The sequence below is a fragment of the Pseudomonas sp. P20 genome, assembly GCF_016463925.1.
GTDB lineage: Bacteria > Pseudomonadota > Gammaproteobacteria > Pseudomonadales > Pseudomonadaceae > Pseudomonas > Pseudomonas aeruginosa.
In genome coordinates this window covers 1-6,068 of record NZ_JAEMVM010000031.1, presented here as the reverse complement: position 1 = coordinate 6,068, position 6,068 = coordinate 1, and the positions used below count along the sequence as shown (strand labels likewise).

Below are 6,068 nucleotides of genomic sequence, written 5' to 3'. Positions count from 1 at the left end.
CTCCTGGCGCATCGACGCCACAACTGAGCTGCTCCGCAGCAACCTGATCCTGGAGCTTGGCCTCGCCGAGGAACAATTCGAGATCCTGGATACCGTCCAGGAGCTGCTCAGCGACGGTAGCTTCGCGCCGGCGACCGAGCTGCCCAGCATGAGCATCGGCGGTCCACAGCAGGAACCGGCAGCGCCATCCCTGGAGGACGAGTCAGCCTCTGACATATACCTCGCCGCAGTGCCGGAGATCGAGCGCACCGAGTACAGCTCGGCTGATATCGAGGCGGCGCTTCACGGCTACTCACTACTGGCCCACCAGCCTGACGGCATCGCTCATCTGCTGCAGAGAACCAGCGCCTTACTGGCCGACGACATGGGACTGGGCAAGACCCGCCAGGCGGTCATCGCCGCTTCGATCCGCGCGGCGGGCAGACCAATTCTGGTCATCACCCTGGCCACCTTGCTGATCAATTGGCAGCGGGAGATCCAGGAGGTCTATCCCTCGGCCACCGTGGCCATCCAGCAGGACACCCCAGAGGCGCAGTGGATCCTCGTCAACTACGAGCAGTTGAGCCCCTTCGTCGCCAACGCTTCGCGCTTCGCCGTGATGGTCATCGACGAGGCGCAGCGGATGAAGGAACCGACGGCGCAATGCACGCGGCACGGTTTCGACATTGCCGCCCAAGTGCCGAACCGCTACCTGCTTACCGGCACGCCGGTGCTCAACCGCGAGACCGAGCTGCACACCCTGCTGCGCCTCTCAGGCCACCCCATCGGCCAACTGCCGCTGAAAGAGTTCTGCGACCGTTTCGCCGGCAACCCGGAGTTCCGCCAGAGTCTGCGGGCGGAGCTGGGTGACTGGATGCTGCGCAGGCGCAAAGATGTGCTGCCCAGCCTCAAGGGAAAGCAGCGGCAGTTGCTGAAGGTGGCCCTCTCCACCGAGGAACGCCAGCAATACGACGTGCTGCGCCTCGAGGACCGACCGGTCTTCGCGCGACTCGGCGCGCTGCGGCGTTACCTGGAAACGGTGAAGGTTCGCGTGGCGATGGACCTGTTGAGCGAGCTCGACGCCGAGGACAAGGTGATCCTGTTCTGCGAGTTCAAGCCGACCGTGGCTGCGCTGAAGGAACTCTGCGAGCAGGTCGGGCACGGCTGCGTCACGCTGGTGGGCAATGACTCTCTCACCAAGCGGCAGAAGGCGATCGATCGCTTCCAGCAGGATCCCGACTGCCGGGTGTTCATCTGCACCACGGCGGCGGCCGGGACGGGCAACAACCTCACTGCGGCGAACTACGTGTTTTTCCTCGGCCTGCCCTGGACTCCCGGTCAGCAGGAACAAGCCGAAGACCGCGCGTACCGCAACGGCCAGCTCCGCATGGTCGTGGTGAAGATCCCACTGGTCGAGGCAACGATCGACGAGCAGCTGTGGCAACTGCTCAACGCGAAACGCCAGATTGCTCAGGACCTCATCGAGCCCGAGCAGGTCGACGGCAACCATGCTGTACTAGCCGCTGCTATAGCAGTTCCATTTTCAATACGATCAAATGGTTCAAGCTCGTAGAAGCAGAGTATAGTAGTTGGACAATAAGTGCAAAAGAACAGAGCCCTCTTACGAGGGCCTCTGTCTACTCTTATCTAGATTAAAGAAAAATTAATTATGCCCTGGCTCTTTCAAAGCAAAAGAAAGAGTGCTGACTTTCAGATCAGGCGTATACCTAAAGAAAATCCTGATATCCGAACGCTCAGGATGGGTATATGAGTCCCAGCCACCCACCATGCCGACTACCGGCATCTTAAATGGCTCTTTTGTGCTATCTGGAACTCCGAGAAAAGATCTGACTACTGCTTTATCCATGCTTCGAGAAAAAGGAGACGGTAGTTCGCCTTGGTAAGCCGGAATATCATCCATTGTCCTTATAAGGACAATATGAATTTTTTCTGAAGCTCTAGTTTCCGCCCAGAACTCCAGATCAATCCCAACATCAACATCCAAAGTAAGCCAGTCAGACTCCTCATACTGTTTCACCAGAGGACCAGCTGGAATTAATTTTCTTTCAACCAATTCACTATAGCTTTGCCCAAGAGCACCCACAAGCTCTTTAATTGATTCAGGATTCATTAGTACCACCCCTGCTCTTCATTGATTCGATGCAATTTAGCACGAGCCTCTTCAACATCTTTCTCAGAGAACCCTTCTTCTATCAACGCGCTTTTAATTGCGTCAAAGTTACTATCTACGGCCCTTCTTAAGTCTTCGGCATCCTTACGCTGTTTTTCCTTGGTATTGCGACCACCATAAGTCTCGCTATATTTCTGATGTATGCGAGCAGGAATCGCTATGCTAGCACCTTTCTTCATCAGTTCTCGAATTTCCTTTTCCTGAATATCTGGTATCGCCGACCTCAAGCTAGTTGCTAACGCACCTTGAGCTGGCATATGGTCAAGATGATTTCCATTACGAGGCCTACCCGTAAAGTTACCATAGATGTCTACTTCCAGTGCGCTAACTGGAGGCTTAGAGAAAACCAGATAGAGCGGCGGAATACCCGAGTCTGCCGGGAAGATCACGATCAAATCATCCAGATCTAACGGCACTCCCGGATAGGACTCTGGCTCGGCCTGCACTGAGGTAATCGTTGCTCCTTCATACACCGGAACCGGCTGCGGCACCACCGGGGTGGTACTCGAAGGGTTCTGGCTTCCGGGCGGATTGGCTGGTGTCCAGGTGAGGGTCAACGGTGGCGCATCAGGCACGGTGGATTTCGCTGGCACCGTAACTTCGTAGCGCCCGGTCGCGGGGTTGAAGGTGGCTGCACGAACGGGCACACCTTGAGGGGTAGGAACTGCATTAGTGACAACAACAGCTATCTGCGACTTGTTGTCTTGATCTTCCTCGGTACGACTAGTTAGCCGCACAGGCATATCAACAGTTCCGCCGGCCTCGGCAGCACTTTGCAGATCCGCATCAGGAGAAAGACCCAGAGTGGATGCCTCCAGCGCTAAAGCGGTGCGGACACCATCAGGCACCCTATCACTGTCTTTTCCTGCTTGGTCAGAGTACAGCGTCAACACTGCGAAGGTGGCAACATATGCACCGGGGCCAGCAGTAACAACCTGAGTTACGCGGTTTACCGCGTTAGCTAGCGAAGCGCCCAATTGGGCCAGTTCAAGTGCTGCGGTGCCAAATCCAGCGACGGAGACCAACGGCGCTGCAATCGCCGGCATCGCCAAGGTGTTAGCGGCCTGCGTGATCTCTCCCAGTACACCATCAGCTGCCTGTTGCAAACCTTCGTTTGCTACCCGCTGTGCCTCGGCAATGGCTGCCGTAACTTCTTGCGCCTTAGCTTGTAGTGCCGCTTCGGTTTGTTGGGCAAAAGTGTTCACATTGGCATAGGTACTTTCCGTGAACTGACGAAGAGCTGCCTGCGCTGACTCAGAGGATGCTTGGGTGGGGGTGGCTCGAACTTGTTCCGCCAACCTGGCAGTCTCAGCTTCGACTTCAGCAGCCGCATTTGCAGTGAACTGGGTCAACGCCTGCTTTCTCGCCTCCGAAAATGAAGTGGCTTCGGAGACTATTTGATCGATGCGGGTGTTGAAAGCAGATACACGGGACTCACCACTGGCCTGAGCGGCGGAAGCGATCTGACCTCGAAACGCAGAACTAATCAAGCTCTCGCCGGAAGTAAGGGAACTGCTCGCGTGCTGCTGTGCTTCAGAAGCTTTAGCCTGTACTGACTGAGTAGCAGTTGTGACTGCACTTCCGATCTGACCGGAGATTTGAGCCTGCGTCGTATCCACTGCTTGTACGCGCTGCTGAACCTTATCTCCCATCGGCGCAGTGATCGCGTTGAAATTGGCACCAAGCTGCTGAGTGACCTGCTGTGCTTCCTGGCGCGCAGCAGCTTCGTCGGCAGCTCGCTGAGCCTCTTCTTCCGCCTTGCGCTGTGCCTCCGCCTCTGCTTCTTGCCGAGCCTTTTCCTCAGCCACCAATGGAGCCCGGGCTTTTTCTAACTCAGGAAGGCGCCCCTGAAGGTTAGCGATATATTGGCTGGATACATCAGCATTGTATTCCACCGCCAAACCATCACTTTCAGAAATCACGAATGGCTCAAGACTCATTTTGAAGAGCTGACGATTATCAGGCTCCGCGTCATAGAGCATCTTAACAAAGTCCAAGTCATTCCTCGCGGAATAGCTTGACTCTGGAAGGGAGGCTAGCCGTTGGCGCTCAGACTGAAGTTGTTCACTTCGCTGAGCTATAAGTGTTTGTATTGTGGAGATAGCGATATCAATCCTGCTGAGTGGACTGAGAACAGAGTCACCACCAGCAGCTTTTATTGCCGCTTCAATTTTCTCATCAATATCTTTATCTATATTGCCTTTGGCGCTCTTGTATTGATTATCCAGATGTTCCCTGAGTTTTTGGTAAACTTGAATTGCATTATCCTCAAATGCATCAAATGACTGAGACATAGGAGAGAGCTCCTGCCTATTAAGGCCTAGAGAGTCGGACCCTCCAGAGAACCCTCCACCTACTCCGTCAAATGAATAGCCCCCATTCCCATCCTGGTATCCCACTACCGTGGTGTCGTTCCAATTTTCAACAGGTAATGCCATTTTCTGTACATCCTCCTTCTGAAAAGGCAATGATATAACATAAATTCATGAAGCAATCGCTATTCGAAAAGCGATGGAACACTCGTGGCCGGAAATCTCTCTCTGGGGCTCATCACGGGGCCGGACGAAGACCGCGCGTACAGCAGCGACTAGCTACGCATGGTCGCGGCTAAGACCCCTTGGTCGAGAGAACGATCGACGAACAGTTCGTGGCAACTGCTCAACGTGAAACGCCAACTGGTGCAAGACCTCATCGAGCTCGAACAGGTCGACGAGAACCGCGTTACTGGCCGCAAGCCTAACTGGATAAAAAAGCCCTGGCCCTCCGCCGAGTATTTCCTGCTGAGGCATGCCGATTGGCCTGCCATTGTGTGCCCCATCATCAAAGGGGGCCTCAATGACCAGGCAGTTGACCACTCTCACGCTGTGCCTGCTGCTCGCCAGCTGCACGACCCACAAGGCTGAGCCGGCCAGGCCCGCCTTCGACAGCAGCCGCAATCCAGACCTGCTCTCACCGGACCTGTACCCGAATGGCGTACAGCCGGAGAAGGAGCCCGTCGTGCGCTACGGGCGCTACACCCTGGTCAGCACCCAGCCGGACGCTGGCCAGCGCGACCTGATGGCACAAATTATCGACGTGACCATCCCGTCGAGCATGAACCCGAGCGTCAAGGACGCCATGCAGTACGTGATGAGCCGCTCGGGTTACTCGCTGTGCCCGGCAGAGGCCGGTCATGTGAACATCCTCTACACCCGGCCGCTGCCGGCAGCTCAGTACAAGCTCGGCCCCATGACCCTGCGCAACACCCTCCAAGTCCTCTCCGGCCCTGCCTGGCAGGTGAAGGTCGACGAAGTGGCGCGGCAGGTCTGCTTCGTACTGCGCCCGGGCTATCAACTTCCCCCGGCGCCGAGGCCGAAACCGGTCCAGCAACTGTATGCGAAGCCCGCTGCCCCAACTCCAGCGGCGGTAGCGCAACCCTCCTCCACGGAAAAAGTCAGCACGCTGGAGTCGCCCGTCGTGGTCGCCTCGGTGCCAACGCCGACGCCGATCACAACCAGCCCCGCTCCGACTAAGAAGCCTGAATCCACCACTGTGTTCCCCCCTGCAGCACCGGCCAAGGATGGCCACCCCTCTTCTCCTCCCGCGGCTTCGGCACCGATCAAGCCCTTGGCTTCCGCCGTGAAGTCCATGCCGCCCACTCCGGCCAGCGTGGCTTCCGCCCCTCCGGTCAAGGTGCTCACGCCGGCGGAGCCGAGCCGGCAGTTGGCACAGTCCTGGTCAGCCGAGACGGGATCAACCCTGCGCGACACCTTGGAAGCCTGGGCCAAGCGCGCACGCTGGACCGTCCGCTGGGAGCCGCAGGATCTCAACTATCCGATCGAGGCTCCTCTGACCTTCCACGGCTCCTTCGAGGACGCGGTATCCGAGCTGTTCCCCCTGTATGACGCTGCCGAACGGC

Annotated in this window: 4 protein-coding genes and 1 pseudogene; 3 read left to right on the top strand and 2 right to left on the bottom strand. The window is 56.9% G+C overall.

All coding sequences use genetic code 11. The features are described from left to right. Positions 1-1,552: DEAD/DEAH box helicase (locus tag JHD77_RS28370; protein ID WP_199506539.1), on the top strand; the 1,552-nt coding region annotated here is incomplete at its 5' end. Between the two features lie 90 nt (positions 1,553-1,642). Here JHD77_RS28370 and JHD77_RS28365 read toward each other — a convergent pair. Next, entirely contained in the window at positions 1,643-2,110 is a 468-nt protein-coding gene (locus tag JHD77_RS28365) for a DUF6392 family protein (protein WP_191519265.1), read from the bottom strand. Further along, positions 2,110-4,464, bottom strand: coding sequence for an S-type pyocin domain-containing protein (locus JHD77_RS28360; protein WP_191519266.1), 2,355 nt, complete (start codon positions 4,462-4,464; stop codon positions 2,110-2,112). The genes JHD77_RS28365 and JHD77_RS28360 overlap by 1 nt, the downstream gene beginning before the upstream one ends. Before the next feature lie 270 nt (positions 4,465-4,734). Between JHD77_RS28360 and JHD77_RS33160 the strand changes: the two are divergent. Together JHD77_RS33160 and pilL2 are read left to right on the top strand one after the other, a co-directional pair. Further along, a pseudogene (locus JHD77_RS33160) lies at positions 4,735-4,918 on the top strand (hypothetical protein); the annotation flags it as partial. Positions 4,919-5,005: 87 nt separating this feature from the next. Continuing rightward, on the top strand, positions 5,006-6,068 hold a 1,063-nt coding region (gene pilL2, locus JHD77_RS28355; protein WP_199506538.1), incomplete at its 3' end, for a PFGI-1 class ICE element type IV pilus protein PilL2.

What these genes read in the sequence shown, in the direction of transcription:
- JHD77_RS28365 (WP_191519265.1), bottom strand. Translation starts at nt 2,110, where the DNA reads ATGAATCCTGAATCAATTAAAGAGCTTGTGGGTGCTCTTGGGCAAAGC.
- JHD77_RS28360 (WP_191519266.1), bottom strand. Translation starts at nt 4,464, where the DNA reads ATGTCTCAGTCATTTGATGCATTTGAGGATAATGCAATTCAAGTTTAC.